29 protein-coding genes and 2 pseudogenes are annotated in these 25,145 nt (G+C 71.4%); 12 read left to right on the top strand and 19 right to left on the bottom strand.

Annotation, left to right across the window (positions count from 1 at the left end):
• Nucleotides 1-90 precede the first annotated feature (90 nt).
• Both ACIPLC_RS35600 and ACIPLC_RS35595 read right to left on the bottom strand, forming a co-directional pair.
• A complete protein-coding gene (locus tag ACIPLC_RS35600) occupies nt 91-513 on the bottom strand; it encodes an OmpA family protein (protein WP_400477194.1) in 423 nt (140 codons plus the stop codon).
• Nucleotides 514-781: 268 nt separating this feature from the next.
• Nucleotides 782-916 carry a hypothetical protein gene (locus ACIPLC_RS35595; RefSeq protein WP_400477193.1) on the bottom strand — a complete coding sequence of 45 codons (135 nt, stop codon included), beginning with the start codon at nt 914-916 and terminating at the stop codon, nt 782-784.
• Between the two features lie 173 nt (nt 917-1,089).
• Here ACIPLC_RS35595 and ACIPLC_RS35590 point away from each other — a divergent pair, with 173 nt between their 5' ends.
• Together ACIPLC_RS35590 and ACIPLC_RS35585 are read left to right on the top strand one after the other, a co-directional pair.
• Nucleotides 1,090-1,563, top strand: coding sequence for a hypothetical protein (locus ACIPLC_RS35590; protein ID WP_400477192.1), 474 nt, complete (start codon nt 1,090-1,092; stop codon nt 1,561-1,563).
• Nucleotides 1,564-1,644: 81 nt separating this feature from the next.
• Nucleotides 1,645-2,832 (top strand): IS630 family transposase, encoded by a 1,188-nt coding sequence (locus tag ACIPLC_RS35585; RefSeq protein WP_400477191.1) that lies wholly within the window; start codon nt 1,645-1,647, stop codon nt 2,830-2,832.
• A 102-nt stretch (nt 2,833-2,934) separates the two neighbouring features.
• Here ACIPLC_RS35585 and ACIPLC_RS35580 read toward each other — a convergent pair whose 3' ends face one another.
• From ACIPLC_RS35580 to ACIPLC_RS35570, 3 genes are all read right to left on the bottom strand, one after another.
• Nucleotides 2,935-3,048, bottom strand: coding sequence for a hypothetical protein (locus ACIPLC_RS35580; protein WP_400477190.1), 114 nt, complete (start codon nt 3,046-3,048; stop codon nt 2,935-2,937).
• Nucleotides 3,049-3,325: 277 nt separating this feature from the next.
• Nucleotides 3,326-4,297: a terpene synthase family protein gene (locus ACIPLC_RS35575; RefSeq protein ID WP_400477189.1), complete on the bottom strand. Its 972-nt coding sequence runs from the start codon at nt 4,295-4,297 to the stop codon at nt 3,326-3,328.
• Nucleotides 4,294-5,268: a hypothetical protein gene (locus ACIPLC_RS35570; RefSeq protein ID WP_400477188.1), complete on the bottom strand. Its 975-nt coding sequence runs from the start codon at nt 5,266-5,268 to the stop codon at nt 4,294-4,296. The genes ACIPLC_RS35575 and ACIPLC_RS35570 overlap by 4 nt, the downstream gene beginning before the upstream one ends.
• 791 nt (nt 5,269-6,059) lie before the next feature.
• On the opposite strand from ACIPLC_RS35570, the gene ACIPLC_RS35565 reads away from it, so the two are divergent.
• On the top strand, nt 6,060-6,941 hold the full coding sequence (locus ACIPLC_RS35565) for a recombinase family protein (protein WP_400477187.1): 882 nt from the start codon (nt 6,060-6,062) through the stop codon (nt 6,939-6,941).
• A 719-nt stretch (nt 6,942-7,660) separates the two neighbouring features.
• Here ACIPLC_RS35565 and ACIPLC_RS35560 read toward each other — a convergent pair.
• The 5 genes from ACIPLC_RS35560 to ACIPLC_RS35540 form a co-directional block, all read right to left on the bottom strand.
• The gene (locus ACIPLC_RS35560; protein WP_400477186.1) at nt 7,661-8,515 is read right to left on the bottom strand and encodes a class I SAM-dependent methyltransferase; all 855 of its coding nucleotides are present in this window, start codon (nt 8,513-8,515) and stop codon (nt 7,661-7,663) included.
• 795 nt (nt 8,516-9,310) lie between these two features.
• Complete coding sequence (locus tag ACIPLC_RS35555; protein ID WP_400477185.1) at nt 9,311-9,514, bottom strand: DUF397 domain-containing protein; 204 nt, start codon at nt 9,512-9,514, stop codon at nt 9,311-9,313.
• A 39-nt stretch (nt 9,515-9,553) separates the two neighbouring features.
• Nucleotides 9,554-10,075, bottom strand: a complete 522-nt coding sequence (locus ACIPLC_RS35550; RefSeq protein WP_400477184.1) for a GNAT family N-acetyltransferase — start codon at nt 10,073-10,075, stop codon at nt 9,554-9,556.
• 72 nt (nt 10,076-10,147) lie between these two features.
• The gene (locus ACIPLC_RS35545; protein ID WP_363588088.1) at nt 10,148-10,348 is read right to left on the bottom strand and encodes a DUF397 domain-containing protein; all 201 of its coding nucleotides are present in this window, start codon (nt 10,346-10,348) and stop codon (nt 10,148-10,150) included.
• Nucleotides 10,311-11,081 (bottom strand): DUF5753 domain-containing protein, encoded by a 771-nt coding sequence (locus tag ACIPLC_RS35540; RefSeq protein ID WP_400477183.1) that lies wholly within the window; start codon nt 11,079-11,081, stop codon nt 10,311-10,313. Before ACIPLC_RS35540 ends, ACIPLC_RS35545 begins: the two co-directional genes overlap by 38 nt.
• Before the next feature lie 306 nt (nt 11,082-11,387).
• On the opposite strand from ACIPLC_RS35540, the gene ACIPLC_RS35535 reads away from it, so the two are divergent.
• The 4 genes from ACIPLC_RS35535 to ACIPLC_RS35520 all read left to right on the top strand — a co-directional run bounded on the left by ACIPLC_RS35535 (nt 11,388) and on the right by ACIPLC_RS35520 (nt 13,483).
• The gene (locus ACIPLC_RS35535; RefSeq protein WP_400477182.1) at nt 11,388-11,828 is read left to right on the top strand and encodes an ATP-binding protein; all 441 of its coding nucleotides are present in this window, start codon (nt 11,388-11,390) and stop codon (nt 11,826-11,828) included.
• Nucleotides 11,825-12,172 (top strand): hypothetical protein, encoded by a 348-nt coding sequence (locus tag ACIPLC_RS35530; RefSeq protein WP_400477181.1) that lies wholly within the window; start codon nt 11,825-11,827, stop codon nt 12,170-12,172. The genes ACIPLC_RS35535 and ACIPLC_RS35530 overlap by 4 nt, the downstream gene beginning before the upstream one ends.
• Before the next feature lie 68 nt (nt 12,173-12,240).
• On the top strand, nt 12,241-12,471 hold the full coding sequence (locus ACIPLC_RS35525) for a hypothetical protein (protein WP_400477180.1): 231 nt from the start codon (nt 12,241-12,243) through the stop codon (nt 12,469-12,471).
• A 43-nt stretch (nt 12,472-12,514) separates the two neighbouring features.
• On the top strand, nt 12,515-13,483 hold the full coding sequence (locus tag ACIPLC_RS35520) for an aldo/keto reductase (RefSeq protein WP_400477179.1): 969 nt from the start codon (nt 12,515-12,517) through the stop codon (nt 13,481-13,483).
• A gap of 222 nt (nt 13,484-13,705) precedes the next feature.
• Here the strand turns inward: ACIPLC_RS35520 and ACIPLC_RS35515 are convergent, their stop codons facing one another.
• The 3 genes from ACIPLC_RS35515 to ACIPLC_RS35505 all read right to left on the bottom strand — a co-directional run bounded on the left by ACIPLC_RS35515 (nt 13,706) and on the right by ACIPLC_RS35505 (nt 15,620).
• On the bottom strand, nt 13,706-14,248 hold the full coding sequence (locus ACIPLC_RS35515) for a DUF1707 domain-containing protein (RefSeq protein WP_400477178.1): 543 nt from the start codon (nt 14,246-14,248) through the stop codon (nt 13,706-13,708).
• Nucleotides 14,249-14,338: 90 nt separating this feature from the next.
• Nucleotides 14,339-15,073: a hypothetical protein gene (locus tag ACIPLC_RS35510; protein ID WP_400477177.1), complete on the bottom strand. Its 735-nt coding sequence runs from the start codon at nt 15,071-15,073 to the stop codon at nt 14,339-14,341.
• Nucleotides 15,074-15,224: 151 nt separating this feature from the next.
• Nucleotides 15,225-15,620, bottom strand: coding sequence for a helix-turn-helix domain-containing protein (locus tag ACIPLC_RS35505; RefSeq protein ID WP_363626098.1), 396 nt, complete (start codon nt 15,618-15,620; stop codon nt 15,225-15,227).
• Nucleotides 15,621-15,738: 118 nt separating this feature from the next.
• On the opposite strand from ACIPLC_RS35505, the gene ACIPLC_RS35500 reads away from it, so the two are divergent.
• The 3 genes from ACIPLC_RS35500 (at nt 15,739) to ACIPLC_RS35490 (ending at nt 18,253) form a co-directional block, all read left to right on the top strand.
• Nucleotides 15,739-16,377: an NADPH-dependent F420 reductase gene (locus ACIPLC_RS35500; RefSeq protein ID WP_400477176.1), complete on the top strand. Its 639-nt coding sequence runs from the start codon at nt 15,739-15,741 to the stop codon at nt 16,375-16,377.
• Between the two features lie 154 nt (nt 16,378-16,531).
• The gene (locus ACIPLC_RS35495) at nt 16,532-16,843 is read left to right on the top strand and encodes an ArsR/SmtB family transcription factor (protein ID WP_400477175.1); all 312 of its coding nucleotides are present in this window, start codon (nt 16,532-16,534) and stop codon (nt 16,841-16,843) included.
• 168 nt (nt 16,844-17,011) lie between these two features.
• Nucleotides 17,012-18,253, top strand: coding sequence for an MFS transporter (locus ACIPLC_RS35490; RefSeq protein WP_400477174.1), 1,242 nt, complete (start codon nt 17,012-17,014; stop codon nt 18,251-18,253).
• Between the two features lie 174 nt (nt 18,254-18,427).
• Here the strand turns inward: ACIPLC_RS35490 and ACIPLC_RS35485 are convergent, their stop codons facing one another.
• The 5 genes and pseudogenes from ACIPLC_RS35485 to ACIPLC_RS35465 form a co-directional block, all read right to left on the bottom strand.
• Nucleotides 18,428-18,931, bottom strand: coding sequence for a DUF6879 family protein (locus tag ACIPLC_RS35485; protein WP_400477173.1), 504 nt, complete (start codon nt 18,929-18,931; stop codon nt 18,428-18,430).
• A 112-nt stretch (nt 18,932-19,043) separates the two neighbouring features.
• Nucleotides 19,044-19,268 carry a hypothetical protein gene (locus ACIPLC_RS35480; RefSeq protein ID WP_400477172.1) on the bottom strand — a complete coding sequence of 75 codons (225 nt, stop codon included), beginning with the start codon at nt 19,266-19,268 and terminating at the stop codon, nt 19,044-19,046.
• An 86-nt stretch (nt 19,269-19,354) separates the two neighbouring features.
• Entirely contained in the window at nt 19,355-20,191 is an 837-nt protein-coding gene (locus ACIPLC_RS35475; RefSeq protein ID WP_400477171.1) for a helix-turn-helix domain-containing protein, read from the bottom strand.
• Nucleotides 20,188-20,943, bottom strand: coding sequence for a DUF6879 family protein (locus tag ACIPLC_RS35470; RefSeq protein ID WP_400477170.1), 756 nt, complete (start codon nt 20,941-20,943; stop codon nt 20,188-20,190). The genes ACIPLC_RS35475 and ACIPLC_RS35470 overlap by 4 nt, the downstream gene beginning before the upstream one ends.
• 149 nt (nt 20,944-21,092) lie before the next feature.
• Nucleotides 21,093-21,818, bottom strand: a pseudogene (locus ACIPLC_RS35465) (phosphotransferase family protein); the annotation flags it as partial.
• A gap of 166 nt (nt 21,819-21,984) precedes the next feature.
• Here ACIPLC_RS35465 and ACIPLC_RS35460 point away from each other — a divergent pair.
• Nucleotides 21,985-23,034, top strand: coding sequence for a zinc-dependent alcohol dehydrogenase family protein (locus ACIPLC_RS35460; RefSeq protein WP_400477169.1), 1,050 nt, complete (start codon nt 21,985-21,987; stop codon nt 23,032-23,034).
• A gap of 139 nt (nt 23,035-23,173) precedes the next feature.
• A complete protein-coding gene (locus tag ACIPLC_RS35455) occupies nt 23,174-23,608 on the top strand; it encodes a GNAT family N-acetyltransferase (RefSeq protein ID WP_400477195.1) in 435 nt (144 codons plus the stop codon).
• A 90-nt stretch (nt 23,609-23,698) separates the two neighbouring features.
• Here ACIPLC_RS35455 and ACIPLC_RS35450 read toward each other — a convergent pair.
• Nucleotides 23,699-25,006 (bottom strand): annotated as a pseudogene (locus ACIPLC_RS35450) (ISL3 family transposase); the annotation flags it as partial.
• Between the last annotated feature and the right edge of the window lie 139 nt (nt 25,007-25,145).

Here is a 25,145-nt window from a genome sequence, read left to right as displayed (position 1 = left end):
GCGGCCGAAGCCGCTCCCACTGGCCGTCAGTCAGATCACCCCTACTCCCCATAGTCGTATCAACGACTCAAGTGATCGGCAGGACACGGCCTAGAAGACGATCTCGACTCGCCTGTTCTTGGCGGGATCGGAGCTGACAGGCTTTGCCTCCCCGTAACCGACAGCCTGCAGCCGGTCCGGGGCGATGCCACCCTTGACCATGAGTGCCTTCACAGCGTCCGCGCGCCGCTTGCTGAGCCTCTGGTTCTCCTCGTCGGTGCCGACTGAGTCGGTGTGCCCTTCGATGATGGCGTGCCGTTGAGGGAAGGCGTTCATGAAACCCGTGCTATTCGCGATCTCGACGTAGCTGCCCGAGGAAACCAGGGAGCTCGTGGGTTCGAAGTAGACAACCGTGTTGGGTGGCGTCTCATCTGACATCTGTATGCCCTCCGTCCAGTCGGCCTGTTGCCCACCTTGGTGGATCATGGCATGACGTTGCGTCACCATGTTGTTGTTCTCGAAGATCGGCGACATCTCGCCCCGATCCATGCAAGCGCATGTACTTGCTCGCTGTATTGGCGTGCGGATGCAGGCTCTTTGACAACCGGGCCCGACTGAGCCCCTCCGGCGGAGGGGCCCGGTGTCAAGGGGGTCTGGTGGGGTGAGCTTGTTACTTAACCGCGCTCGGCGGGGCTGCGCCTCTGGCACCCTGCGCGACCAGGGCCGGCCGCTGGCCTACTCGGCGTGGCGGGCGGGTGCTTCCCACCCTGACAGCCGCGCCGAGGGCTCGACATCAATCGGGCTACCCCACCTCGACGTTTGCGCCGGGGAGGATGAAGTTGAGCGTGGCCAGGACATTGTCGAGGATTTCGCGGGGGACGGTGGCGGTAATGGCGAGTGCTTGCATGCCCGGTGTGTCGTTGCTGTTCATGGCCATGACATGGTCTCCCGTGTAGATAGGTGCGAGGTGTGTTGCATTCGGCTAAGTGGTCGCGCCCGTAAGTCCTTCGGGGGTTGACTCGGGGCCTGGGCCTGCGGGGGTGAGGGTCGCAGGACTGCTAGCCCAGTGAAGCCTTGCCGCCCGTTCCCGAAAGCGACGATCATGGCGCTATGACTCATGGACAGGAGCACGAGATCGCCGCACAGGACGGGGAGCCGCAGACGAGGTGGAGCGAAGAGATCACGCTTCAAACCGTGGAACCGAACGGCGTTGCCCGCCAGGTCACCGTCTACCTCGGTCAACCCTCGAAGGCCGTCATCGCTCTCCTCGACAGTGACTCGCGCACCGAGATCAGCGGCTCGGACTACCTGGACTGCCTCATGCAGGCCCGGATGCTACTGGAACGTCAGGACCGCCGTCTGTGCTGCCAGGGAGCCCGACCCAACGTGCACCCATCCGGGCAGCTGAGGCAGTTCACCAACGGGCGGATGGCGTACATTCGCCCGCTGGACCCCGGCAGCGCCACTTCCCAGACCGTCGACATCTTCGCGCCAGCCCTCCCGAACGAAGTGGTGACCCTCAGCAACCAACGGGAAGCCCTCATGGCCGCCTGGAACGCACGGCACCCGAACAATCAGATCTGAGCCCTCCGGCCCGCCGGATGGATGTTGTCCACGGGGTCGGCCCGACTACGGCAGGCTGCGGACCGACATGATCCATTTCTCGTGATCGGCCTGCCCTCGATGCTCGTTGCCGCCGCTTGCCCGATCGTGCTGACCGCCGCTGAGCGCCACCAGCTGAAGAAGGCGGCTTATGGCCACAAGACCGCCCACCAGACCCGGATGCGCGCGCAGGTCGTGCTGCACGCGGCCCGGGGCCGCTCCAATGCCCGCATCGCCCACGAAACCCGGCTGCACCTGGACACGGTGCGCACTTGGCGGGGCCGCTTCGCCGCCGGCGGGCTGCCGGCTCTGGCCGACCGCAAGCGCTCCGGGCGACCGGCCCGTTTCACCCCCGTGCAGGTCGCCGAGGCCAAGGCCCTGGCCTGCCAGCTCCCGGCCGAGACCGGGGTCCCGCTGTCACGATGGTCGTGCCCGGAGCTGGCCAAGGAGTTGACCGCGCGCGGCATCACCGACAGCGTCTCCACATCCACCGTGCGCCGCTGGTTGCGACAAGACGCACTCAAGCCCTGGCAGTACCGGTCGTGGATCTTCATCCGGGACCCGGACTTCCGCGCCAAAGCCCAGCGCGTCCTTGACCTGTACCACCGAACATGCGACGGCGAAGCCCTCGGCGCGGACGAGTACGTGGTCTCCAACGACGAGAAGACCTCGATCCAGGCCCGCTGCCGCTGCCACCCGACCCTGGCCCCAGGCGTGGCCAGGGCGATGCGGGTCAACCACGAGTACAGCCGCGGCGGTGCGCTCGCATACCTCGCCGCCTACGACGTCCACCAGGCGAAAGTCTTCGGCCGCTGCGAGCCCGCCACCGGCATCGAGCCCTTCATGAACCTGGTCGCCCAGGTCATGACCACCGAGCCCTACGCCAGCGCGAGACGCGTCTTCTGGGTCGTGGACAACGGCTCCTCGCACAGGGGGAAGAGAGCCATCGATCGCCTGACCAAGGCGTTTCCGAACGCGGTCATGGTCCACACCCCCGTACACGCGTCCTGGACGAACCAGATCGAGATCTTCTTCTCGATCGTCCAGCGCAAGGTCGTCCAACCCAACGACTTCACGGACCTGGCTGAGGTCAGGGACCGGCTCCGAAGGTTCGAAGACCGCTACAACGCCACGGCACAGCCGTTCCAGTGGAAGTTCACCACCTCCGACCTGGACGATCTGCTGGCCAGGCTCGACCGACACACATTCGCCGACCGCCAAGAAGAATCCTCCATCGCCCTGGCAGCGTGATCAACCCCCGAAGGACTTCCAGCGGTGACCACTAAGCACGGGGCGGGCCCGGTGGCTACTCCTCGGCGAGTTCGGCGACCGCCTGAGAAGGGTCGTCCGAAGTCACCTCCGTGATGGGAGTGTCGACTTCTCCTCGAACGACTTGACCAAGTCGTTCAGGTCCAGAACGGTGAGCTTGCCGACAGCATCGAGGATGGCGTCCTTGTCCAATGTCATGGGGGTACTTCCTTCCAGGGGGTTGGCGGTCCCTTGGATCTTTCCAGGCTGCCCCCACCGAGGTCAGCAGATTCGCGGAAAGGCAGCGCCACGCACCTGTCATGTGCATGGTTTTGCGCTCGGCATCCGAGGGCGGATGCATGGATCCAATCAGACGAGATCCTTGGCTGCCGGGAGCTGGTGTTCTCCCACCGCCTGGCTTTCACGGAAGCCTCGTCTCCTCAGCTCGGCGGTCGTCGCCAGGTGGAGCTCTTCGGGGCCGATACCCGACGGGCTGCTACTGGTAGCGCCCGGAGGCAAGCATCCAGCCCAGGTTTGTGCCGGGCATGTCGCGGATGCCGCGGACGACCTGGTGGAGGCGGTCCAGGTCCAGGGGCGCCCCGGGCTCCAGTCGGTGCGCCTCGGCGAGGAAGGCGTCCTCGGCTTCGTCGAGGTCGCGCAGTCGGCGTGCGATGCGTGCACCAACCTGCTCCACGGCGGTCTGCTCGCTGCAGGCCCGGGCGTGGCGCAGGACGGTGACGTAGTTGGTGGGCTCGTTGTTGGCCGTCTCGCGGCGTAGCGAGAAGACGTCGTTGCACCAGGCGGTGATGTCGCTGGAGGCCACGCACAGCTTGATCCAGCTGGTGGTGGCGGCCAGGGGCGGGGGGATCTCGGTGCGGTAGGCGACCTCCACCAGGTCGAACATGAACATGCCGTTGGCGTCCCGTCGCAGGGCCGGGTAGGCCTGGGGGGTTGGCACGGTGGCGTTGCGGCGGTGGGCGGTCTGGGTGAGGAAGGCGTCGCGGTGGCGGTGGATGTGCGCCAGGATGCGTCGGCGCCAGGCGTTGGACATGCCCTCGGCGGTGCGGGGCCAGAAGTCGGCCAGTGCGGTCACCGCCGGCACGCCGTTGGCATGGGGGACGGGCTGGTCCTCGATGACGGCGGTGATGGCGGCGTAGGTGGCGTGCACGGTCTCGGGCGAGCGGCCCATGGCGCCTTCGTCCTGCTCGTCGTCGAGGTGCAGGAGCCAGGTCACCCACTGGGCGAAGAGCTCGACGTCCTCTTCCAGGGCGTCGGGCAGGATGCGGGCGGCCACCAGGTGGAAGCCGGCACCGCGCAGCCGGGCTTCGTCACGGGCATCGGTGGTCAGGCCGAGACGGGCGGCCCAGGTGAGGAGTCGGTCGCCGATGGGGCCGGCCTGTGGGTGGATTCGGTCGGGGATGGGGATGCCGAAGTCGTGCACGTCGGGAGTTGCGGGGGGCTGGGTCATCGGGTCGCCTCGCTGGTGGGAGGGTGCGGGCGGTGGCGGGGCTCGCCGGTGTGGGGCGGTCGTAGTGCGGTCATCGCGAACACGGTGGTCAGGTAGGACGAGCCGAAGTACACGGGGAAGCGGCCCATCCGGTAGTAGGCACTGGCGGGCCAGGAGCCGTCCGGGCGCTGGGTTTGGGCCAGGAGCGTCCGGCGTTGGTCCTGGCCGGTGGTGATGGCGAGGTTGTCGGCGGCCAGCGTCCGCAGGGCGGTGTCCAGCGCGCCGCCGGGCGTCCGGCCGGGCACTGGAGGGGCGGCGTCGGCCGCCCGTTCCCCAACGGCTTCGCGCACGCAGGCGGTCAGGGCCTGCAGGCTCCGCGGAAACCGTGCGCACAGACGGGAGACCGCGTACAGGAACGCGTCCGGGGAGGGGTAGTAGCGGGTGCCGGCCAGGTAGCGCCCGGAGGTCAGGTGGTCGGTGAGGTAGCGCGTCGTGGCATCCATGACCTCCCGGGTGTGCCCGGTGGCCGGACGGTTGGCCAGGTGGAGGGTGAAGAGGGCGTTGGCGCAGGCGACAGCGTCGCGCTTGTGCCCGCGGCGCAGTGTCGCGGGCTCCTCATCATCCTCCCAATAGACCATGAGGACCCGATGGTGCAGGCCATCCTGGTCCCCGGGGCCGGGCAGCCGGGGATCTGCGGCGCTCGGGGCTGCCGCCCGCAGGAGTTCCCGCGCTCCTCGTTCCAGGTTCGCGCCCGGGAGCAGGCCGTGCTCGTACAGGGCACCGGTCGCCATCGCCGTGCAGTCGGTGTCCGCCGGCAGACCGCCCGCGCCGGGGAAGAACCGGTACCGGCCCAGCCACCGACATGTCTCCACCTGCACGGCCAGCCGCGTGACCAGCCCATCGTCGTCTCCACCGCGCGCGGGCGAGGCGAGGAGCATCAGCGACACCATCGCCGAGAACCCCTCCCCACTCAGGTCGAATCCCGGATCCATGCCGAAGTGCTCACTGAGCAGCCCACGCGCCTGGGCCCCGGTGAAACTCCGCTCGAACCCGGGATCGAGGGACAGCCTCACCGACGGTGCTCCGCCCGCCCCCACCGATCGACGCACATAGCCAAGAGCGTGCTCGGCAGCCCGCTGGAACCGCTCTGCCGTCACCGTCGGCAGGATGCGCCCGACCGTGGAAGACGCCACTTCTCCCCGTTTCCCTACGTGCCAGCGGCGGATCCACCACACCACGGGATCATCTCGCAACCGCACGGCTGTCCGCAGGCACCCTTCCTGACTCCCCGCCAGGGCGCAACGATCCAGTACACCGGTCACGTCGAGGTCCCGAATCCGTTTCGGCGAACCACCCTGCAGTGGCATGAGCCCGGGCACCCCTCGCGGGCGGCATCGATGTACTTGCGCACCTGAACGTCCGTGCGGCGCTCGCGAAGCTACGAGCAGGGGGCAGGTAGCGGAAAGTAGCGGTCGTAACGGTGGGTGATTCGCAGAAATGATCAGATGTGCGAGTTCTGCGAGAGGCCGAGATCGGGTGCGGTTTATCCGGGTTGGGTCTCGCAGAACGCCCCTCAAAAGTCCGGCGTTCTGCGAAGCACTTCTGAGAGACTTTCGCCATGGATCTGACGCCCGATCAGGCAGCATCTGCGGTAGAACATCATGAATGCCCGAAGTGCGAGGCTCCGGCCGGGAGTCCGTGCCGGACCCTCGGCGGCAAGGTCACCTCGAAATATCACACGCCACGCTTCATCCGTGTACCAGCGTTGCGCGAGGACCTCGAAGTGCTCGTGCCCGCCGACCGGAACCCGGGCAGGACCTGGCGCCAGGGGCCGGCCCTCGCGGTGGTCCCGCAGACCGAGGCCGCCGCCCGGCCGATCCGGATCGGGTACGCGAGGACGTCCATGGTCCGCCAGGAGCTGGCGAGCCAGATCGAGGCGCTGGAGGCGGCGCACTGCCACAAGATCTTCCAGGAGAAGATCAGCACCCGGGTGAAGCACCGCCCCGAGATGGCGGCAGCCCTCAAGCTCGCCCGCGACTTCAAGGAGGCCGCACCGGACCAGGTGGTCATCCTCACCGTCCACGAGATGAAGCGCCTGGCCCGCAACGCCGCCGAGCTGATGCAGCTCTCCGCCGACCTGGAGTCCACCGGCATCCTGCTCGAACTCCTCACCGGCCCGCTCACCGGCATCTACGACCCCAACGGCATGGGCTCGATGCTCTTCGCCGTGCTCGCGGTCGCCGCCCAGCTCGACCGCAACTACATCCGGGAGAAGACCCTGGAAGGCCAGCAGGCCGCCGCCCGCAAGGGCAACCACGGCGGCCGGCCCAAGGTCATCGACGACGACATGCTGACCTTCGCCGTCGCGCTCAAGGACAAGGGCACCCCGGTCCCGGAGATCGCCAAGAAGCTCGTCATCAAGACCGGCAAGAACGCCGGCGAGCACCCCTCGGTGGCCTCGGTGTACCGGGCGCTCGCCGACGCCGAGGAGGCTGCCGCGTTCGCCGCGGTGGACGACGGCCTGCCGCTGCGGCCCAAGCCCGCACGGATCCTCCAGTCCGGCGACCCGCTCACCCCCGAGGAGACCGACCTGCGCGAGCGCCTGATCGCCCAGCGCGCCCAGCTGACCGCCGCCGACCGCGAGGAAGAACGGGCCCCTGCGTGAGCCGGACGCTGACGCAGGGTGAGCTGGTGGGGAGAGTCGCGACGCCTGCCGGTTCGTGGGCGACGCCGGTAGGCGATGAGGTGGCGTGCGGGCGGGCCCCCCCCCCCCCGCCCCCGCGTCCGCTGCCGGGGGCGGGTGCGACCCGGGGCGAAGCGTTCCCGCGGCCCCGCTGCTCCCCGCAAGGGGGCGCCGGTACAACAGAGTTGGCCGTCCCTGGCGTCTCCGACACCTGCGCGGGGGAGGTCGTGGCCGCCGTGGTCTCGGCCGACGGGCCGCGTTCCCCGACAGGTGCGTGGTGTCAGCCGACCCGACTCGAATCGGGCTGCTGGTCGCCCAGTGCCGCGGTGGCTGGACGGGAGCGGGCAATCGCCGGGCCGGTACTGGGTTTCCGGGCTGGCGGGTATGACTGCTGCCGGTGACCGAAGGCCCCACCTCGGCCTCCTCGCCGGGCAGGTGGATCCGCGGGACCATCCCGTCGGCGTGCCGGTGGCCCTCGCGCTCCTCGTCCGCGGTCTCCGGGCGGCGCTTGTCGATGTAGTCGCGCACCGTGTCGTAGGGCGCGTCGCGGAAGTCGTACGGGCTCGCCGGCCGCTGGCATGTCGACCGGACGCGCGGCCTGGTCCGGGCCCGATCTCGGGTTCGCGCCCGTCGGGCGGTCGCGGCCCCGGACCGGCGTCCCGGTCCGCTCAGCGGGCGGTCAGCGGGCGGTCAGCGGGCGGTCAGCGGGCGGTCAGCGAGTAGGCCGGCAGCGGCGTGTTGCCGTGGTCCTTCGCCAGGGACCGGAGCACGTCCGCCTGGCTCAGCACCAGGTCCAGGACCGTCTGCGGCAGCTCGGCCATCCGGTCGACGTTGTCGAGCAGTGCCGTGCAGGCGTCCACCTCCCAGTCGCCGTCCTGTAGGGCGGTTGTGTCCACGGACTGCCCCGGGACGGGATCCCAGCCTGTCGCTGCGAGGACCCGGAGCAGGCCTGCGTGGGAGAACGGAGTGCGCACATTGCCTTCGCCCCGCGACCCGCTCGCCATGATCTGCCCCTGGATCAGGACCGCCAACAGGTGGGGCAGTTGGTCAGCCGAGCAGGGTGCGAGGTCCCACTCGGCGAAGCAAAGGCTTCGTGCCCAGCGGCGGACCCGGGCGAGGGTCTCCCGCAGCTGGTCCAGGGAGGCGAAGTACCAGGAGCAGTGTGCCAGGACGGCGTAGTCGAATCCGCTGTCGGGGAAGGTGACCGCCTCGTCGAGGACGTCCAGGCCGAAGCGGAAGTCGATGCGAGAGCCCAGAGGCGTCGCCTTGAGGTGTTCCGCCGACTGCCCCAGGGTGACCGGGGCGCCGTACGACGGATCCGCGATGTCGACCGCGACCACCCGGCCCTGTGGGCCGACGGCCTCGGCGAGGACGGCCGTCATGTCACCCTGTCCGCAGCCGACCTCCAGGACCGACGCTCCGGCCGGGATGCCCCAGCTGGAGACGAGTGCGGCCCGGTAGCGGGTCTGGGTCAGCTGGATGTCGGGGCTCACGTCGGCGGCGGCCATGGCGGCCGCGATCGAGGGTGCCGTCGCGATCAGGTTGGTCTTGTTCACAGAATCCTTCGTCGTGCTGTTCGGGAGCGGTACGTGCCGAGACCGCTGTTGCGCAGGTCCGGATCGGCGCCGCTCGTTGATCCCCAAGAACTACCAGACATGGCCGACCATCCAGCCGTGATGACGACCAGATCATCCGGGACGGGACAACTGGAGCCAGGTCAACTTGCTCCTCAGTGGAGCCACTTCAAGCTGCCGCGGTGGTACCAGCGGAACCTGCTGCAGACACTGCGGCTGTACGGACCTGTTCACGGCCTTCCGCCGGACGGCGGTGCGGCCTGTTCCGACGGCTTTCCGGGCCTTCTCGTGCTCGCCGTTCTGTTCGGCCTGGTGATCCTGCTGGTCGAGGCGGTGTGGTGGGTGCGTGGGGCGCCCTGCTGCCAGCTGAGTGTCGAGGCCGGCGGGCCGCAGCCGCGCAGTCTTCTGCCCGGTTTCAAGCCCGGGGCGCAGACGGAGGACTGTCGCCGGAGCCTGACCGCCGCCATCGGCGAGCACGGCGGGGCAGCGGTGCCCCGCGCCCCGCACCCGCAGGAGGCGGGAGGGCTGCCGGCTGCGGCCGGCCGCAGCCGCCCCCGAGTCCCCAAGGACCGCAGGGCGGCGAAGGCGACGAGGGCGGACCGACGCGCGGGAAGTCGGCCGATCCGACTTCCTGTGCGGAACCACTGGTTTGTCGGAGCCCCTCGTCCTACCGGGTTCTGTTCGGCTCCCGCTCCGAGGCCCGGTGGATCCGCCGGGGCGGGTCCTTGGCGCTCACGGTACGTCGCAGCCCCGGCGGTGGCGGAGGTGGTTGAAGGGTCAGGCGGTGGGGAAGTCGCTGGCCTTGACTCCGGTGACGAAGGCGGCCCAGGCGTCGGAGGAGAAGGCCAGCCGGGGGCCGTCGGGGGCCTTGGAGTCGCGGACGGGGACGAGGTGGCGGAATCCGTCGGCGACCTCGATGCAGTTCCCCTGGTTGCCGCTGTACTTGCTCTTGCGCCACTTTGTCTGGTCGTTCGCGTGCACGGCTGTCTCCCTTGGCCGCAGGGCGTTGTGAACGAGACGCTACCCCACGGGGGTTGGCTTCCGGTACAGCATCGCGACCAGCGCCGGCGCGTCCTGGTGGGGGCGGACCTCGTTGACGTCCACGTAGTCCCACGCCCTGTACAGCGCGTGTACCTTGCCGTCCCCGGCGGCGGGGTTGACCATCAGCATGGCCCGCTCCTCGGGCCGGGCGGCGAGGAGCGCGTCGTGGATGCGGCGGGCGGCGCCGGTGCCGCGCCACGGGGTGCGTACGCCCAGCTCCTTGAGGGCGAACACCGGTGCGGCGGTGAGGTGGTGGGGCATCGGGCGGGCCATGCGGGTCCACCAGCGGTCGGCCGCCTCGACGGTGTTGCCGTAGGCGTAGCCGATGACGGCCTCGAAGCAGGGCTCACCGCCGTGGCGTTGCAGGCGTTCGCCGAAGGCGGGCAGGGCGTAGTTGGGCAGGTGCAGCAGCGGGGCGCGCACCTCGGCGTACAGGGCGGCCAGTTCATGGCGGACCGCGTCGGTGAGTTCGCGGTGGTGGCGCAGTTCGATGCCGGTCATGCCGCCGTCCTCGGGGAGTCCGTGAAAGGCCCGGGCCCTGCCGCAGCGGCAGGGCCCGGGCCTGCCAAACCGTCAGATCTGGCCGAACTCGCCGCCGCGTACGGCCGTCACGAAGGACTGCCAGGCATCAGCGGAGAAGGCCAGCCGGGGGCCGTCGGGGTCCTTGGAGTCCCGGACGCGGCCCGGGTGTGCGTCGTCGACCTCGACGCAGACACCGCCGTCATTGTTGCTGTGGCTACTCTTTCGCCATTCTTCCTGCGTCTCTGCTCGCACGGCCGTACTCCTTCAGAATGCGTCTGATCATCGCCCGGGAGTCCCGGGGCGACAGGGCCTGGGCCCTCAGTAGATCGTAGGACTCACGCCGCTCGGCGACCTTGGGCATTTCGTCGATGACCTCACCGTTCTTTGCACCTTCCGCCCAAGCGATCACACCGCCCGCCGGGAGGGTGTACAGCATGAGGGAACCGCCCATCTCAGGGTGTTCGCCGGCGGCGAAGGGCAGGACCTGGATCGTGATGAAGGAGCGCTTTTCGTCTGCTAGGGCGGTGAGTTGCTCGCACATCACATGGAGTCCGCCGACTGGTCGCCGGAGCGTCGCCTCGTCCAGGATGAACCAACATCGCGGCGGCGTCGTGGAATCCAGCCGCTTCTGACGTTCGAGTCGTGCGGCGAGCAATGCGTCGATCTCTTGCTCGGTAGCGTGCTGTTGGCCTGCACGTAGCGAGTGTCGGGCGAAAGAAGGAATTTGCAACAGGCCGGGGATGGTCGCAGAGGCGAACTCCTCGATGACGGCGGCCTGACCCTCCAGATGGATCGCCTGCCGGTACTTGCCAGGGAACTTCTCGTTCTTGGCCAACTGGTAGATGCGGTCGAACCGGCCGTCGGTGCCGAACGCCGCGTCCAGCATGCCGGGCAGGTCCGGCGGTGGCATTGATTCGGCGCGTTCGACCCGCCCGAGATGCCCCTTCGAGATATTGACGATCTTGGCGAGTTGGTCGAGCGACATACCCGCTCGCTCACGATGGGCACGCATCTCCCAGCCGAACTGGTCTCGCGCCGACCGCCCAGGATCCAGCTCGTTTGGTTGGAACCCCATGCTCAGCCTCCATGTGCCCAATCGCAGAGTGACACAGGGTCACCCTTCCCAGGTTAGCCGCTCAGAGCGACGCTTAATGCACGCACAGTGAGAATGGTGCGCAGCGATCAAGGCCACAGAGAGCTCATCATGACGAACGATCAACCAGCGGCCCGGCGGCCCGGGCCGACGTGGCGAAACTCCCGCATCCGGGACAACTCCGAGGCGAGTGAGGCCATGCCCGAAGTATTGAAGGAACAGCCGGAAACAGTGGGGGAGTACTCCTGCTGGCTGTCGCGCCACCAGAAGTCCGTGCCCACCGCACGCGGGCTGCTGCGCGGCTTCCTCTCCGACCACCAGGGGGGCGAACTGTTCTGCGACCACTCCGGGCTGGTGCTCGGCGAACTCGTCACCAACGCCGTCCAGCACGCCCGCACCCCGTCCGACCGGCTGCTGTTCGTGCGCTTCGCCCTCTCGGCCGACGACCTGCGGATCGAGGTCCACGACGCCGACTCCCGACAGCCCGTGCTGCGCCGCGTGGGCGGGGACGAAGAATGCGGGCGGGGGCTGTGGCTGGTGTCCGAACTCGCCCTCCGGTGGGGCTGCCGCTCCCACGCGGGCGGGGTCGGCAAAGCGGTGTGGGCGGTCCTCGGACCCCAGAGCGGGGACGCGTCGTGACCACGACCCCGCCGCACGACTACCCGCACCCGGTCACCGTCGAGATCGGCGGCGTCACCCGGACCGCCACCTTCGCCCGGCTCGCCGACGCCCTGGCCGCCGTGCGCACCGCCCTGGCCCGCCTGCCCCTCGACGACGACCACGCCGCCTACCTCACCGACCTGTTCGCCCCCGAATCCACCGCCCGCGTCGCCCGCCGGCTGGCCGACGTCGGCGCGCTGCGCACGATCGCCTTCGTCGGCATCCACGCCCACCCCATCCACCTGCGCCCCGCCGAAAGCCCCGAAAGCCCTGAGGGCCCCGACGGCACCGCAGGCGCCGACGAGCTCCCGGAGCCGGTGTGAGGCGCCTTTGCGTCAGGGTCGCGAGGTGGCGGTGCCTGCGCGGCCGGTTCTCCCTGCCCGTGCGGGCGTTGAGCCCCGGGCGCCGCGCCGCCCACGCCGAGGTGCGGCGCCGGGCGGCCGCCCCCGGCAGCACCGAGGCCCTGCTGCGGGCCGTCGCCGACCGCGCCCGCCGACCGCGCCCGCCGACCGCGCCCGCCGACCGCGCCCGCCGACCGCGCCCGCCGGGCGCCCTCGCGCTGGACGAGTGGTTCCGAAGCCGGTCAGCGGTCAGCGGTCAGCGGTCGTCGGTGACCGGGTGACGGGCGGCCGGTCTTGTCGTCGTGCCAGAACTAGGGTGACCCCATGGAATATCGAACGCTCGGCAACAGCGGACTCCTCGTCTCCGTGGTCGGACTCGGCTGCAACAACTTCGGCGGACGTCTCGACGCGGCGCAGACACGCGCGGTGGTCGACGCGGCACTCGACGCCGGGGTGACGCTCTTCGACACCGCCGACATGTACGGGGCCGGAGGCGGCTCCGAGACGCTGCTCGGCCAGGCGTTGAAAGGGCGGCGCGACGAGGTCGTGCTGGCCACCAAGTTCGGCTATCAGCGGGCGGACCTGGGGTACGGGCCCGCGGCCGGGGCGAAGGGCGGCCGGGCCTACATCCGGCGCGCGGTCGAGGAGTCGCTGCGACGCCTGCAGACCGACCACATCGACCTCTACCAGCTGCACACCCCCGACCCGCGCACGCCGATCGCCGAGACGCTCGCCGCGCTCAGCGAGCTGGTACGCGAAGGCAAGGTGCGCTACATCGGGCACTCCAACTTCGCCGGCTGGCAGATCGCCGAGGCCGCGCACGTCGCCCGGGAGATCGGGGCCGTCCCGTTCGTCTCGGCCCAGAACGAATGGTCGCTGCTCGAACGCGGCGTGGAGCGGGAGGTGGTGCCCGCGGCGCTGCACTACGGCCTCGGTGTGCTGCCGTTCTACCCGCTCGCCAACGGCCTGCTGACCGGGAAGGTGCGCCGTGCCACGGGCGTGCCCACAGGCTCGCGCCTGGCGTCGCGGCCCGAGCGGGTGACCGAGGCCGGCCTCGACGCGGTCGAACGCCTCGCCGCCTGGGGCGAGGCGCGCGGCCGGAGCGTCCTGGAGATCGGCGTGGGCGCGCTCGCCGCACGGCCCGGCTGCGGCTCGGTCATCGCCGGGGCGAGCAGTGCCGAGCAGGTGCGCGCCAACGCCACCGCCGGGCAATGGGTGCCGACCTCCGAGGAACTGGCCGAGATCGACGCGGTCCTCGACGCGGTCCTCGACGCGGAACACGCCGTGGCCTGATCGGAGCGGGAGGACACGGGCGCCGCGCAGGGCACGTCGGCGGCACGGGTTCCGGCTCCCGGTGAGGCCACCGCTGCCACCCGGCGTGCCGCTCGTCCAGGGGTGAACCGGCGAGGCCCCGCACCGAACGGCGCGGGGAATCACCGCTGTCACCTGGCATGACGCATCGTCAATAACACGTCAAGCGAAGAGAGTTACGGCAGCCGGCCGACCCGGGGGGTCTCAGTGTCGCGCGTGGCGGATCTTCAGCCGTCCGAACCCGGTGGTCCCGGAGATCCGGATCGTGGGGCCGCCGGGGGTGGGGCGCCGCGGGGGCTTGTAGCGGGCCTCCTTCCAGCCGGAGTGCATGCCCTCGATGTCGACGACCGCGTCGTGGGGCACCGTGATCCTGGCGCCGCCGGTGCCGAGTTGCAGTTCGATGTCGACGACCGGGTACTCGATGACCGCCCGGGACAGGTCCAGGCGCACCCTGCCGAGCGCGGAGAAGACCTTGAGGGTCCGGGGCACCTTCCAGGCACCGCTGCGCCGGATGCGTCCCGTGGCGGCGCCGATCGTCGCCCCGGTGCCCGCGCCCGGCTCGGGGAGCGAGGCCAGGGACCGCCCGAGTGCGTCCTGCGTCCTGGCGGTGAGCGCCTGGTGGAGGCGTTCGTCCATCTCCTCGTGGGAGATGCGTCCTTGGCTGTACGCCTCTTGCAGGCGTTGCACGGCCGTGTCGCGGTCGTCGTCGCCGGCCAGGGGCGAGAGGTCTTCCGGCAGCGAGGTCACCGCCCCACCCTAGCGCCGCGCCTGGGCCGCGAACCCGCCAAGGCCCCTGGCGGGAACGGCCGGTGCCGGGCGGAGCCGGGCGGGTGGGCCTCATGGCATCGGCCATGCGCGGGTGGGCGCGTGGTCGGCCTCGGGGCCGTGCGGCTGGGCGGCGAGCAGGCGGCCCGCCGCCGAGGCCAGGCCCTGGCGGTCCGCCACCGGACGCGGGCCGTCCAGCAGGGACATGGTGAGGCGGTAGGTCGACAGGGCCTTGTCCGTCCGGGCCCTGGTCCGTTCCTCGGACGGGGCGCGGGACAGGACCAGGACCGCCGGCTCGCGGTTCTCGGCGATGGCGGCGCCGAGGCGGGCGTGGCCGTCCAGGACCGCATGGCAGTTGAGCCCGCTGAACCACCAGAGCAGGACGGGCGCCAGGATCCCCTCCCGGGCCTGCTTGCGGCAGGCCTTCACCCGGGGGTCGTCGGGCGGCGGCATCCGGCGCAGCGGCATGACCCGCCGGGAGCCGTCGAACCAGTCGACGTAGCCGTCGGGGTGGCCGTCGAGCAGCAGGGAGCGCCACTGGCCGCCCGGCCCGCCTGCGGCCGGTGCCGTCCCCTGGCGGGCGAGCCGCGGGGAGAGCACCCACCGCCCCTCGTGGAGCGGGCCGTCGGCGCGGGCGTGCAGGGCGCCGGCGAAGCGGTGCGCCCAGCGGGCGTACCAGGACGGCCCTCCCGGCCCGGCGACCGCGCGCGCCCGGGCGGCCCGCAGCGGGGCGAGGGGGGAGCGGTAGTGGTCCGTGCGGGAGTACTCGACGCCGCAGCGGTCGTCGTCGATTCTGGCGGTGAGCACCACCCGCGGACCCTGTGACAGGACGATCAGGTTCCCGTTGGCCGTCCGCGGCCGCAGCCCCGGCTCGGTGGCAGGGGGGAGCTCCAGGCCCAGGCCGCCCCAGGATCCGCCGTCGGCCGCCGCTGTCAGATTCCTCCGGTGCACCGGAATCCTAGGCCCCGGCGGGTCCCGCGCTCTCGGCCCCGGCGGGCCCCGGGCCTTCGGCGCGGTCCTGGGCCGCCATGACGTCGTCGCCGTGCTCGAACGCCCACGCGCCGAGGGCGCCCACCGGGGTGAGCAGGCTCGCCCCCAGGCCGGTGAGCGCGTACTCGACGCGGGGCGGCGACCCGGGGTGGGCGGTGCGTTCCACCAGGCCGCTGGCCTGCAGGCGGCGCAGGGTCTCGGTCAGCACCTTGGGGCTGATGCCCCCGATCCGCGCGCGCAACTGCCCGGGGCGCTGGGGGTGGTGGCGCAGCGCCCACAGGACGACCGGGTTCCAGGTGTTGGCGAGCAGGTCGAAGGCGAGGCGGGCGGGGCAGTCGGCGAGGAGGTCCTGATCGGTGGTCACGTACCGAATGGTGCCCGAGCCGGTGCCTAGTGTCGTCAGCGCAGTCGATGCCGTCGACGTCGTCGATGCCGTCGATGTCGATGTCGTCGGCGTGTTCGGGAGAAGGGGAGCGGGGATCGTGAGGATCGGGATCATCGGCACCGGCGCCATGGCCGGTGCGCTGGGCGGGCAGTGGGTGCGCGCGGGCCACGACGTGCTGGTGGGCGGGCGCGACGGCGCCCGGGCCGCGGCCCGGGCCGGGCGGATCGGTGCCCGGGCCGGGGGCGTGCGGGAGGCGGCCGGGCACGGGGCGGACGCCGTCCTGCTCGCCGTGCCCCACGCGGCGGCGGCCGGTGTGGCCGCCGCCCTGGCCGGCGTCCTGCGCGGGCGCACGCTGGTGGACTGCACCAACCCGGTGGCCCCGGGTTTCGTCCTGGCCACCGGCGCCGGGCCCTCGGCGGCCGAGCGCATCGCGGCGGGCGCGCCCGGGGCGCACGTGGTCAAGGCGTTCAACCTGTGCCACGAGAGCGTGTGGCGCCTGAGCCCGCCGGTGTTCGACGGGCGTCCGCTGGCCGTCCCGCTGTGCGGGGACGAGCCGGGCGCGCTGGAGACGGTGCGGCGCCTGGTGCGGGACGTGGGCTGCGAGCCGGTGGGCGGCGGGGGACTGGAGCGGGCCGGGCTGCTGGAGGCGACCGCCGCGTTCCTGATCGGCCTGTGGGTGGGCGAGGGCGTGGACGCCCAGGCGATCGCCCCGCCCCTGGCCCACGCCGGCCCGTAGGCCCGCAGGCCGCCGGGGCGGCCCGCATGCCCGCAGACCCGCAGGCCGCCGGGGCACGGGAACCCGGCGGCCGGCGGCCCGGGTTGACACGCTTCTTCACATCTAGAATATTGGATACGTCATCTGGTCGAGGGTCGGGCGAAGGGAGCGCGCGGTGGATCCGCTGGCCGTCCACAAGGCGCTCGCCAACCCGGCGCGGGCGGACTTCCTGCGCTGGCTCAAGACGCCCGAGCGCTACTTCGACGAGGACTACTACCGCGAGCGCGGCGTGGGCTTCCACGTCGGCGTGTGCGTGACGGACATCCGGGAGAAGTCCGGGCTCGCCCAGTCCGTGGTCTCCGGCTACCTGCAGATCCTGCGCGACGCCGGACTGCTGGTGTCCGAACGCGTCGGCAAATGGACCTTCTACCGCCGCGACGAGGAGACGATCGCCGCGTTCGCCGACTACGCCCGCGACGAACTCTGACGCTCCGCCCCCTCAGGGGCGCACCCCACCGCCCCCGCCGGGGCGGCCCGGGCTGCGCCCTTCCTTTTCGCCCCATTCCATCTAACTATCTAGATTTGTAGCCCCGTGCGCGGGGGGTGGGTGCCGTGCGCCCGCACACCCCGCGCGCCGGGCGGACGGAGGCAGTACATGCGAAAGACCGGCCCCGCCGTCCTGACCCTCTCCCTGGGAGTGTTCGGGATCATCACCACCGAGATGGGCGTCGTCGGCGTCCTGCCCCGCATCTCCGAGGACCTCGGCGTCACGCCCTCGGCGGCCGGCTGGCTGGTGGGCGTCTTCGCCCTCGTGGTCGCCGCCACCGGGCCGTTCGGCACGCTGCTGGCCTCCGGCCTGCGCCGCAAGGCCGTCCTGGCGAGCGCACTGGCCGTCTTCGCGCTCTCCAACGCCGTGTACGCGCTCACCGACGACTTCGCCGTGATGTTCGCCTTCCGGATCCTGCCCGCCCTCTTCCACCCCGTCTTCTTCGCCGTCGCCCTCACCACCGCCGCCAACCTGGTCCCCGAACACCGCGCCACCCGGGCGGCCACCACCGTCTTCGCCGGCGTCACCGTCGGCTTCGCCTTCGGCGTGCCGCTCACCTCCTACCTCGCCGAACACGCGGGCCTGGCCGCCGCGTTCTGGTTCGGCGCCGGCGTCAACCTGCTCGCCTGCCTGGGCGTCCTGCTCCTCCTGCCCACCGCCCCCGCCACGCCCACCACGCCTACCGCGCCCGCCGGCCGGCGCCCCTCCTACCGGGGCCAGCTGGCCATCCTGCGCCGCGGCCGGCTGTGGCTGTCGGTCCTGGCCGTCGTGTGCGTGTTCGCCGCGATGTTCTCCGTCTACGGCTACTTCGCCGAATACCTGGAACGCGTCACCGGCCTGAGCGCCTCCCTGGTGGGCGCCGCGCTGATGGCCTTCGGGATCGTCATGGTCCTCGGCAACCTCCTCTTCGGCCGCCTCCTGGAACGCGACCCCGTCCGCACCGCCACCGCCTTCCCCGCCCTCTACGTCCTCCTCTACGCCCTGCTCTACGCGATCGGCCCCTGGCCCGCGCCGATGACCGCCGGCGTCCTGCTCTGGGGCGCGGTGCACTCCGGCGGACTCGTCGTCAGCCAGAACTGGCTGGCCCGCGACGCCCAGGACGCACCCGAGTTCGGCAACAGCCTGTTCATCTCCTTCTCCAACCTGGGCATCACCGCCGGCAGCGCGGTCGGCGGCCTCGTCGTCTCCACCGCCGGCGCCCGCCACCTGCCCTGGGCCGGAGCCGGCTTCGCCCTCGCCGCCCTGGCCGCCGTCCTGCTGCGCCGCCGCCTGGGCCCCGCCGCCCCGGCGACCCCCGCCGCCCCTGCGGTGCAGGGCGCGCCCGCCCCCGCCCGGGCCGCCACCGGCTGACGGCGCCCGTATCAATCCAGGCAGGCCAAGGCACCCGCCACCAGTGAGCGCGCTGCCGCGCCCCGCACCGCCCCCGCGAGAGGCGGCCGAAGGCCCGGGCGTACAGATCGACCTGGCCTGGTCTGGCCTGGCCTGGCCTGGCTGGGCGAGGGGTGAGGGTGGAGGCGGCCTTCGTCAGATTCCGTACAGGTGGTGCGGGACCGCTCGCTCCCAGACTGCTTCGAACGCGGTGGCACACAGCTTCACGGTCTGCGGGTCCGCCGTGATCTCGTCCTCGACCACCGCGCCGTCGCCGGAGAAGTGGTGCACCCGGAGCAGCGCGCCGTCGAACAGCCAGAAGTCGTTGCCCGGCAGGGGGATGCCCGTGGCCCGTCGCCGGGGCAGCCAGCGGACCTCCTCACCCGCCGTGACGTTGGCGTGGGTGACGTAGTGCTCCCACCGGATGTACGCGGACACGGGCTCGGAGACGACCCGGGCCCGGCGCACGGCCACACCCCGGGCCACGGTGTCCGTGATCAACTGGTCGTAGGGATGCCACCAGGACCCGCGGTCCTCCCAGTCGATCCGCTCGCCGCGCCGCCACGCCTCGAACCGCTCCGTCGGGGCGTAGGAGTCCCGCAGCTCCAGATGGACGGCGGAGCGCCGGCACCGCCCGAGCAGCTCGGCGAAGTCGGGCACGCCCGACGCCGCTCGCGTTCCTCCGGGGACAGCTCGGTCGGCCGGACCGCTCGTCGGGTCCGGCGGGGCCGCCCCGCCTCCCGGCGGCCGGGGGCCCCTTGCGGTGCCGCGCTCACGTGTCCAGGGCTTTGCGGATCAGGGTGGCGAGCACGGCGGCCTCGGCCTCCTTGAGGTGTCCCAGGGCCACCCAGGAGAAGCTGGATCCCGCGAACACGTCCGGGCCACCACGGACGAGGGCGGAGATCCCGGCAGCGCGCAGCGCTTCCCGCAGATCGTTCGCCGCCGACTCCTCGGCGCTCACCCGTTCCGACTGTCCAGTCGGCTCAAGACCCGACATGTGCCACTCCCTTGACCGATGGGGTTGCGTCACCACGAAGGTAGGGGCGGCGGCAGGAACCGGGCGGAGGTGATTCCCGGTGATTCTCACAGCAGCGACCGGCGGGCCCGGGAAATCACCCGATGGGCTGACGGGCCGTAGACGGCGCTCTCCGCCAGGGCCTCCCACGCCCGGACGTGAAGCGCGACGTCTGCCGGATCGTCCAACCACATCTCCGCGTGCCAGGACTCGGTGATGACCAACGCGCCGTCGTGGATGGAGAATCCGACTCCCGCGGGCACTCTGAGATCGGCATCGAACGGCACGATCCCGAGCCGGACGTTCCCACGTGCCAGCCAGGGGGCCAGGCACTCCAGCTGGTCCGCCAGTACGGCCGGCGGGCAGAGCCGGGAGACGAGGGCGCCTTCCCACACCAGGAAGTGGAACGACCGCGACCGGTCGTTGAGAATCCTCTGGCGTTCCATGCGGGTCACCGCCGCGGCCTCGACGTCGCGGATCGACGGATGGACCCTGGTGTACCGGGTGAGGACCGCTCGCGCGTACTCGGCGGTCTGGAGCAGGCCGGGAACCAGGGTCGGGTCGAATGACCGACGGTCGCCGGTCTTCTTCCCCTGCGCGGCGTGCGCCTCCTGCACCGGCCGGACACCGCCGGCGAGTTGGCGCCGCCACGACCGGTACTGGGTCTCCACCGTCCGCAGCCGGCCCACCAGTTCGGCGGCGGCGTCGGGCCGGCCGACGGCCTCGGCCCAGGCGACCACATCGGCCCTGGTGGGCGACTGCCTGCCGTTCTCCAGCTTGCTGACCTTGGACTGGGGCCAGCCCAGCCGCACGGCCAAGGCGCGTCCGGACAACCCGCACTCGGTGCGCAGTTCACGCATCCGGGCACCAAGAGCAGACCGTGCCTGCTGATAGTCGGTGCTCACATGCCGGAAGGTACCTGAGCCCGGAACCGCGCGTAGGGCCTCGCGTGGTGCCAGGCGGCATCACGCACCTGGCAGGCACGGAGGACTTCCAGCGGGTCGGTGACCAACTCCATTCCCACGGTGCGCTCCCCCTCGAAGTGGAAGCGCGCGACCGTGCGGGAGTCGAAGAGCCAGAAGTCCGTCAGCCCGGCTAGCCCGGCCGCCTCGGCCTCCGAGCGCCACATGCACCGGATGTCCTCACCGGCCGCCACGTTGGTCCGGGCGCACGCCAGCAGGTACCGCTGCCCCTCGGTCGGCGGATCGTCCACCAGACGCACCCGCTCGAACCTCTTGCCCTTGCCGACCATGCGGCGCACGTTCTCGAACCAGGGGTGCCCGACCTCCCCGGCGCTGTCCCCCGCCCGAAGGAACTCGGCGTAGGAGGGCGTCTGCTTGTCGGAGAGGTATCCCGCCCTTGTCTCCAACCGCCACGCGGTGTGCTCGAACCCGTCGTTGATGAACTCGGTGATCCGCTGCTGCGGTACGAACTCCGGCACCGGCGTCGACTCCTTCGGAGCGAACCGCGCCAGCAGTTCGCGGGGCACGACGACGAAGCCCTCATCGTCCTTCACGTGCATGAGTTGCGCCACGTCCTCGGGGTCCGTCACGGCGTACCCCTGCACGACCACCTCGCCGGTGTCCACGTCCTCGTACAGCGTCGGGCAGTCGCCGACACCCGAGGTGCTACCGATGACACGCAGCCGCCTTGCCATAGCTGTTCCTCTCGACGGCAGACAGGAAGGTCCTCCCGTGATCGGCCTCAACCGGCGCTCCGGAAGGGGCGATTCTCGATGATTCTCATGACGATCCGACGCGGGCGCGGTGACGGCCGGAAGCCGGGGAACCGGGGAGCCGGCGGCGCTCAGGCGTACCGGTCGAGCAGCGCCTCCAGGTAGTCCTCCAGGCGCCGGCCCAGCAGGGCCGGCGGCAGGTCGCCGCGCCCCAGCTCCCGCCACGGCACGGCGACCTTCTCCGCGTCCGGGGCGAACGCCAGCGCGTCCAGCAGCCGCCAGTACAGGTGCGCGCCCCGGTCCGCCTCCAGCGTGCCGCCGGCCGCCAGGTAGCGGGCGGCGAAGTCCAGGCCGGTGTCCACGCCGTGCAACAGGGCCAGCGCGGTGGAGCAGTGGGCCACGTCCAGGTCGGCCGGGCCCCAGGAGGTCTCCACCCAGTCCACGACCCCGCTGACGGCAAGCTCGGCGCCCTCCCCGGTGAACAGCACGTTGCCGGGGTGGAAGTCGCGGTGCAGGAAGCACGGCCGGTACGCGGGCACCTCGCGGCGGATCACGTCCACCGCCCGCCGCCACACCCCGGGACGCGCCGTGGCCCCGGGCACCCGCACCCGCTCCGGGGCCGTCCACGCCTCGAAGGCGCGGGGGCGCTCGCCCGGCGCCACCGCGAGCGCGTGCACGGCGGCCAGCTGACCGGCCAGCAGGTCCGCGCGGCGCTCCACGTCGCCGTCCTGCGCCACCCGCACGCCACCCGGCAGCAGCGACATCACCAGCGACGGGTGGTCGCAGAACTCGCCCGCCGCGTCCAGGGCGTGCAGCCGCGCCGCCGGCACGCCGCCGTCCGCGAGCAGCCGCAGCACGCGCGGCCCCGGGTCTGACGCGGGGTCAACTCACCGGCAACGCCCGCCGACCGCCCCCTATTCCGAGACTGGTCGAAGTTTGACAGTTTCCCGCGCACCGGGTTACGTAAGTGGCCGCACCGCACGCCGCACCGCCACCGGCCCGCCGCAGCAGGGGAGTTACGCCATGTCCAGGACCGTCGTCTTCGACCGCACCGGAGGGCCGGAGGTCCTGACCGTGCGAGCCGCCGCCGTACCCGTGCCCGGCCCCGGCGAACTGCTCATCCGCGTCACCGCGATCGGCCTCAACCGCGCCGAGGCCCTCTTCCGCGCCGGCACCTACCTCGACGAGCCCAGGCTGCCCGCCACCCCCGGCTACGAGGCCGCCGGCACCGTGGAAGCCCTCGGCGAGGGCGTCACCGGCTTCGCCACCGGCGACCGGGTCGACACCGTCCCGGCCTTCTCCCAGAACGACTACGGCGTCTACCGCACCCACGCCCTCGTGCCCGCCCGCGCCGTCGTCCACCACCCGGCCGGCCTCACCGACGTCCAGGGCGCGGCCGTGTGGATGCCCTACCTGACCGCCTACGGCGCCCTCGCCGAGGACGGCCACCTGCGCCCCGGCGACCACGTCCTGCTCACCGCCGCCGCCTCCGGCACCGGCCTGGCCGCCATCCGCACCGCCCGCCGCCTGGGCGCCGTCCCCATCGCCACCACCCGCACCCGCGCCAAGAAGCAGCAACTCCTGGACGCCGGCGCCGCCGACGTCGTCATCACCGGAGAGGAGGACCTGGTGGCCCGCGTGGACGCCATCACCGCCGGCACCGGCGTGCGCACCGTCTTCGACCCCGTCGCCGGCCCCGGCGTCCTCACCCTCGCCCGCACCATCGCCCCCGGCGGACGCCTGATCGTCTACGGCCGCCTCGACCCCCGCGACACCCCCCTGCCCGGCCAGGACACCTTCGCCCCCGTCACCAGCCGCTTCTACTCCATGCACGAGGTGACCCGCGACGACGAACGGCTGCGCCGCGCACAGGCCTTCGTCACCGCCGGGCTCGCGGACGGCTCCTTCACCCCCGCCGTCGACCGGGTCTTCGAGGGCCTCGACCGGATCGCCGAGGCCCACCGCTACCTGGAGGCCGGCACCCAGGTCGGCAAGATCGTCCTCACCGTCCAGAACTTGGGTCTGGCCAAGTTCTGTGATCCGTCACAGCCTGTGATGGTCCTGGAGCCGTGATCACCTCGGCTCTGCGAAGCTACCGCCGTTTGATTGACACTCGGCTTCACGCTGATCGAGACCGGAACCGAACCAGTCGGCGGATCGCCGAAGCCGACCACCGTTGAGGCCACTGAACTTCGAGGTAGTGTCTCGGTGCATGAGCCTTGACGTTGAGGTCGTTCGCGAGACGAACCACGAGTTGGTGGACGCATTCGCCAGCCTCCTGCCGCAGTTGTCGACGACGGCCAATCCGCTGGACCGGGACGCGGTCACCCGGATGGTGGCGTGCGACTCGAACACGCTGCTGATCGCCCGGCTCAACGGAGCGATTGTAGGCGCGCTGACGTTGGTCCTGTCCCCGCTGCCATCGGGCCTGCGGGCGCGTATCGAGGATGTCGTTGTCGATGCCGCCGCGCGTGGCCATGGAGTCGGCGGGGCCTTGACCAATGAGGCACTCCGACTGGCGAAGGACGCAGGCGCTCGAACGGTCGACCTGACGTCCCGCCCATCCCGCGAGGCTGCGAATCGTCTCTATGAGCGTGCTGGTTTCCAAGCCCGGGATTCGAAGGTCTACCGGTTCACGATCGAATAGCCCTCGAAGTCGGCCTCGGCATCGGAACCGACGCCTGGTCCTCCGGGCTCCGCCTCTCAGAAACACAGCATGAGCGGCTCCCGGAAGGGGTGGGGCGGCGGCTTTGGCCTCGGCGATCCACTCGGGCAGACGGTCCCCGTCGAGCAGGGTGAGCATCTGGGCGAACGTGGTGACCAGGTGAGCGGTGGTGTCCAGTTCGGGGCAGTGGGAGAGGAGGGCCTTGCGTCGGAGGGCGTCGTCTGCGGTGAGGCCGTCGGGGTGGCGGGTGAGCCAGTCGGTGGCCTCGCGTACCGTAGGCGGCCGCGGTGGCGGTGGGCCGTCCGGGAGCAGTTCTCGCTGCTTCCATGCGGCGAGCTGGGTGTATCCGCCCCGGTAGCCGCGGGCTGTGATCTCGCCGAGCAGTGCCATGCCGCTGATCTGGCCGCCGGTCTCTTCCCAGCGCCGCAGCATGTAGGGCTTGTAGGGGTCGAGTTTGACGGTGCGCGGCGCCTGCGGGCCCTTCATCAGATCCTGCCACCGCTCGGCCCCCGCGTAGCGGCGCACGGTGTTGCGACTCCAGCCCAGGTGCTTCGCGACAGCGCGCTGGCTCATGCCCCCGCCCAGAAGCTCGTGAGCGACGGCGTGGTTGGTGCGCCGCCGTTCGGCCACGCGCCCGGCCGGGTCCTCCAGTTCGCCGGCCTCGGCGGGCAAAGGAATCTCCCACTGAGGTTCGGGCTCCGGCTCGGGAGCGCGCAGGCAGGCACGGTGGTCAGTGACAACGCGCTCCACCGCACGGACCAGGTTCGCCCACAAGTGGTACCGGTCAGCCACCTGCTGGGCCTGCGGCGCCGCCCGGTCCGCCGCCTCCGCGTAGGCGCTGGCGCGGTCCCGAGCGATCACCTCGATCTGCGGGTGCCTGGAGAGCCACGGAGCGAGCGTGCCCGCGTCGCGCTCGGGCAGCACGTCCAGAACCTCGTGGGTGACCGCGTTCGTGATCACCGTCCCGTACGTATGACCCTTGCGGAGCGTGAAATCGTCAACCCCGACCGCCACCGGGGCACCGACGGCGGGGTCGGGAAGCTCCATCACTCGCCGCAGCAGCGTGCTGCGACTGGCCCGGATGCCCAGCAGTGCGGCCATCCGCGCACCGGCCCGCCCGGCCAGCGCCAGACCCAGCCCGGACACCGACGCACGCTGCCGCTCGGTGACCTGCCCGTGCCGGCGCGTCAGCCCCTCGACCTGCTCGACGAACGTCCGCCGCCGGCACCCTGGGCTCCGGCAAGCGAACCGGCGCACCCGCAAGGCGACGGTCACGGGCCGCCCGCAGCTGGGCAGGTCCGACGGATAGCGCAGATAGGAGCCGTGTACTCGCTCCGACCACACCCCGCAGCCCGGGCAGGCCGCACCCAGGACGGCCACACGGGCCTCGATCCGCACTGCCGGACCGGACGCTTCGACACCGACGACCTCCACCTGCGGCAGCGACGGGAACAGCAACTCACCGAGCCACGACCACGATTGCGACACAGCTGCCGAATGTCAGCCGCCCAGGCAACCC

Origin of the sequence: Kitasatospora sp. NPDC086801, assembly GCF_044745805.1 — a bacterium.
In the GTDB taxonomy this organism is placed as follows: domain Bacteria; phylum Actinomycetota; class Actinomycetes; order Streptomycetales; family Streptomycetaceae; genus Kitasatospora.
This window is presented reverse-complemented; position numbering and strand designations above follow the sequence as displayed.

What these genes read in the sequence shown, in the direction of transcription:
- ACIPLC_RS35520 (WP_400477179.1), top strand. Translation starts at nt 12,515, where the DNA reads ATGGAATATCGAACGCTCGGCAACAGCGGACTCCTCGTCTCCGTGGTC.
- ACIPLC_RS35490 (WP_400477174.1), top strand. Translation starts at nt 17,012, where the DNA reads ATGCGAAAGACCGGCCCCGCCGTCCTGACCCTCTCCCTGGGAGTGTTC.
- ACIPLC_RS35570 (WP_400477188.1), bottom strand. Translation starts at nt 5,268, where the DNA reads ATGGATCCGGGATTCGACCTGAGTGGGGAGGGGTTCTCGGCGATGGTG.
- ACIPLC_RS35575 (WP_400477189.1), bottom strand. Translation starts at nt 4,297, where the DNA reads ATGACCCAGCCCCCCGCAACTCCCGACGTGCACGACTTCGGCATCCCC.
- ACIPLC_RS35580 (WP_400477190.1), bottom strand. Translation starts at nt 3,048, where the DNA reads ATGACATTGGACAAGGACGCCATCCTCGATGCTGTCGGCAAGCTCACC.
- ACIPLC_RS35535 (WP_400477182.1), top strand. Translation starts at nt 11,388, where the DNA reads ATGCCCGAAGTATTGAAGGAACAGCCGGAAACAGTGGGGGAGTACTCC.
- ACIPLC_RS35470 (WP_400477170.1), bottom strand. Translation starts at nt 20,943, where the DNA reads ATGGCAAGGCGGCTGCGTGTCATCGGTAGCACCTCGGGTGTCGGCGAC.
- ACIPLC_RS35600 (WP_400477194.1), bottom strand. Translation starts at nt 513, where the DNA reads ATGTCGCCGATCTTCGAGAACAACAACATGGTGACGCAACGTCATGCC.
- ACIPLC_RS35540 (WP_400477183.1), bottom strand. Translation starts at nt 11,081, where the DNA reads ATGTCGCTCGACCAACTCGCCAAGATCGTCAATATCTCGAAGGGGCAT.
- ACIPLC_RS35550 (WP_400477184.1), bottom strand. Translation starts at nt 10,075, where the DNA reads ATGACCGGCATCGAACTGCGCCACCACCGCGAACTCACCGACGCGGTC.
- ACIPLC_RS35595 (WP_400477193.1), bottom strand. Translation starts at nt 916, where the DNA reads ATGGCCATGAACAGCAACGACACACCGGGCATGCAAGCACTCGCCATT.
- ACIPLC_RS35590 (WP_400477192.1), top strand. Translation starts at nt 1,090, where the DNA reads ATGACTCATGGACAGGAGCACGAGATCGCCGCACAGGACGGGGAGCCG.
- ACIPLC_RS35480 (WP_400477172.1), bottom strand. Translation starts at nt 19,268, where the DNA reads ATGTCGGGTCTTGAGCCGACTGGACAGTCGGAACGGGTGAGCGCCGAG.
- ACIPLC_RS35455 (WP_400477195.1), top strand. Translation starts at nt 23,174, where the DNA reads ATGAGCCTTGACGTTGAGGTCGTTCGCGAGACGAACCACGAGTTGGTG.
- ACIPLC_RS35460 (WP_400477169.1), top strand. Translation starts at nt 21,985, where the DNA reads ATGTCCAGGACCGTCGTCTTCGACCGCACCGGAGGGCCGGAGGTCCTG.